The sequence below is a fragment of the Escherichia sp. MOD1-EC7011 genome (assembly GCF_002965005.1).
GTDB lineage: Bacteria > Pseudomonadota > Gammaproteobacteria > Enterobacterales > Enterobacteriaceae > Escherichia > Escherichia ruysiae.
This window is the reverse complement of sequence record NZ_PTRD01000081.1, coordinates 1-3397: the sequence shown is the minus strand read 5'-3', so window position 1 is coordinate 3397 and position 3397 is coordinate 1. Positions and strand designations below refer to the sequence as shown.

The 3397-nt window shown below is 36.9% G+C and carries 5 protein-coding genes; all 5 read left to right on the top strand.

All coding sequences use genetic code 11. The features are described 5' to 3' along the window. Positions 1-521 (top strand): pyridine nucleotide transhydrogenase (locus tag A7098_RS23515; RefSeq protein ID WP_105281505.1); only part of this gene is annotated, 521 nt, incomplete at its 5' end. A 1-nt stretch (position 522) separates the two neighbouring features. After that, positions 523-1338, top strand: coding sequence for a TIM barrel protein (locus tag A7098_RS23510; protein ID WP_105281504.1), 816 nt, complete (start codon positions 523-525; stop codon positions 1336-1338). A 14-nt stretch (positions 1339-1352) separates the two neighbouring features. Beyond that, the gene (locus A7098_RS23505) at positions 1353-1709 is read left to right on the top strand and encodes a multidrug efflux SMR transporter (protein ID WP_000871577.1); all 357 of its coding nucleotides are present in this window, start codon (positions 1353-1355) and stop codon (positions 1707-1709) included. A 5-nt stretch (positions 1710-1714) separates the two neighbouring features. Next, on the top strand, positions 1715-2533 hold the full coding sequence (locus tag A7098_RS23500; protein ID WP_032225838.1) for a glycosyltransferase family 2 protein: 819 nt from the start codon (positions 1715-1717) through the stop codon (positions 2531-2533). Next, complete coding sequence (locus A7098_RS24360; RefSeq protein WP_301005572.1) at positions 2530-3051, top strand: hypothetical protein; 522 nt, start codon at positions 2530-2532, stop codon at positions 3049-3051. The genes A7098_RS23500 and A7098_RS24360 overlap by 4 nt, the downstream gene beginning before the upstream one ends. Positions 3052-3397 lie beyond the last annotated feature (346 nt).

The following is a 3397-nucleotide window of genomic DNA, read 5'->3' as shown; positions in this document are numbered from 1 at the left end:
GTACTGTAGATGTCTTTAAAGATCCAGTTAATGTTGATGAGACTACATCAATCGAAACAGAAGGATTACATGCTTATGGTGCACACAGATATTATTTAGAACAATTTGTGAGCAAACAATTCCCTGACAATCTAATTGTACGATTACCAGGCCTCGTTGGGCCAGGTCTCAAAAAAAATATTATCTATGATTTTTTGCATAAAAATAATATTTTTCAAATTGAAAGTCGTAGTGTTTTTCAATTTTACCCGATGATAAACTTGTGGTATGACATTAACATTGCGCTACAACATAAATTATCGCTGGTACATTTGACTGCGGCACCCATAAGCGTCGCTGATATAGCACAACATAGCTTTGGCTTCGAGTTTTGCAATCACATTCAGGATAAACCTGGATATTACGATATGAAAAGTTGCCATAGTCACCTATTTACTAACGACCATGACTATCAGTATAACCGTCGTGAATCATTGATGGCAATACGCGCTTATGCACAATCTGAAATAGGCAGTAATTAAAATGAGACTTTCACTCTCAGGTATAGCCTGGAATATAACTAATGATGATTCTATCTGTCACCTACTACATTCCAGACAGATTGATGCAATAGATATTATCCCTGGAAAATACTTCTCCAATCCGTTAGACGCAAGTGAACACGAAATATTTGCCGTTCGTAATTACTGGCATGATAATGGAATTTCATTAGTTGGTATGCAATCACTATTATTTGGAACCCAAGGGTTAAATCTTTTTTCAACCAACGAAGTACAAAAAAGAATGTTGGTTCACTTACAGGCTATCAGTCGTATTGCTGCCGGTTTAGGAATTCCAGCATTAGTGTTTGGATCACCTAAAAACCGCGACCGGAAAGGATTATCTGATAGTATCACTCTTGAAATTGCAATAAATTTCTTTAATCATCTTGGTGATATTGCGCAGCAAGAAGGCGCTTATTTTTGCCTTGAACCAAACCCAGTCTGTTACGGGGCAAATTTTATGATTAACAGTGCTGAAACTGCTTTTGTTGTTCGGCAAGTAAATCACCCAGCAATTAAAATGCAGCTGGATACTGGTGCCATCATAATTAACAAAGAAAATATTAATGATATCCTTCAGCAAAACGCTGACATTATAGGTCACATTCATATCAGTGAACCAGATCTGGCTCCTTTAGGCTATAGCGGTGCGAATCATACACATATTGCTAATGCTCTCTATCACGCATTACCGAACTCAATTGCAACAATTGAAATGCTCGCCCCCCAAAATAAACATTCGCTTTCCTCTATTGAGGATGCTCTTGATTTCGCAATTTCTCATTATCGTCAGTAGAAAGAGGGAATAGCATGAAGTGGCTCATTTTGATTCTTGGCATATTTTCTAATGCCTCGGCCAGTGTTCTTATAAAATTAGCAATAACCCCTCCCAGAAGGCTCCCAAGTCTGGCTGAACCTCTTGCTGCGCTTGCAAATTGGCCATTATGGTTAGGAATATTTCTATATGGAATTGCCTTTTTGTTATATGCTGTTACACTGGCATTTTTACCTTTGAATGTAGCACACCCAATACTGACCTCTGGTGCAATTGCCTGTGTCGCATTATTCTCTGTCGTTATTTTCCGAGAACCAGTTTACTGGTCTACCGTTACTGGAATTCTGTTGGTGATGAGTGGTGTCGCCCTTATTACCCTTAAAGTTAAGTAAACATTATGACTGAATCTATATCTCAAACACTTCGCGCCAAATGGCAAGTCCCTGCCTATGAAAACCAAATGTGGCTTGGTAAAAAACACAATTATTGCGTCGTTATCCCCGTAATTAACGAAGGCAATCGTATACATAACCTATTAGCAAGAATGGCTGCCATAAATGTATCAACTTATGCGGATATAATTATTATTGATGGTGGCAGCACCGATGGTTCTCTGAATCCCAATATCCTACAGGAAAAAGGCGTTCGCGGTTTAATACTTAAAAAAGCACGAGGTAAGCTAAGCGCACAGCTAAGATGTGCCTACGCTTTTGCTCTTGAGCAAGGTTATGAAGGCATTGTGACTATTGATGGAAATGACAAAGATGATCCTGTGGCTATTCCACAATTTATCACAGCTCTAAAAGATGGAGTGCATTTCGTCCAGGCATCTCGTTTCCTCGTTGGAGGTGTAGCAGAAAATACCCCTCTCACCCGAGATATTGCAATACGTTTTATCCACGCGCCTATGATTAGTTTCTTTTCAGGATTTAAATGGACAGATACTACTCAAGGATTTAGGGGGTATAGTAGAAAAATGCTGCTTGACGAGCGTGTTGCACCGTTCCGTGATATTTTCTCATCTTATGAACTACTGGCATATCTTTCATACCGAGTCCCACAACTTGGTTATCGTTGCTTAGAAATTCCAACCATTCGTCGTTATCCTAAAGGTGAAGTACCTACAAAAATAAATGGAATAAAGGGAAACTTTTCCGTACTGATTGTCTTATTTAAAGCGTGTTTGGGATTTTATAATCAGGAAAAATGGAAATGAGAAATATAAATATCAGCAGTTATATTATTTTAACAATTTTTGGCATGATAATTTTGGCTATACGTTATACGACTCCGATAATCACCCCCTGGATTTATGCGGAAGATGGTGTCTGGATTGCTAATGCGTTGAGTCATGGTTGGCTAGAAACCTTCATTAATGCCAGAGAAGATTATTTTGTATTCTTTAATATTTTCTTTTTGTTTGTATCAACATCAATCAGCAGTATTATAAGCGGGAGTCCATTATTACTTCTTCCGCAATCTATAGCTGTAGTATCATATCTTTTTTATAGCCTAATGGCCGTTATGGCTTTCCATTTGATTATTAAAATATCCAATCCATTATTTGCTATTTTAGTATATTTCACAACTCTCTTGTTGCCTTTAGGCCATTCTCAATCTGAAAATATCGGTCATTTGTTACAAATTGGTTTTTATATGCCAGCTATAGCAAGTGCTCTTATTATACAGAGAGAGTACGTCAATAAAAAAATGCTAAATTTATTATTGACATGATGATCTGGTTAACTGCCGCAACAAACCCAGTCGTATTTATAATTGTAGGAGTTTATTATTCATTCAATTTGTTGAATGTTAAAAATAAATATATTTTAATTAAGGATATGCTACCTTTAGCAATATCCATGGTCATATTAGCTTTATTTATACTTCCTCGACTCAACGGCTCTGGCGGACTTGGTGACTATGGCTATAATCCTAATAATATTATTGAAATGGTAACGGCTCGGCTGCTACTTTATCCATTCGTATTTCCGTGGTATGAAAAATTAAATGATTCAATATCGATAATTCTATCATTTATATATATTATCTTTTTTACAACTATTTTTTGCAAAACTAA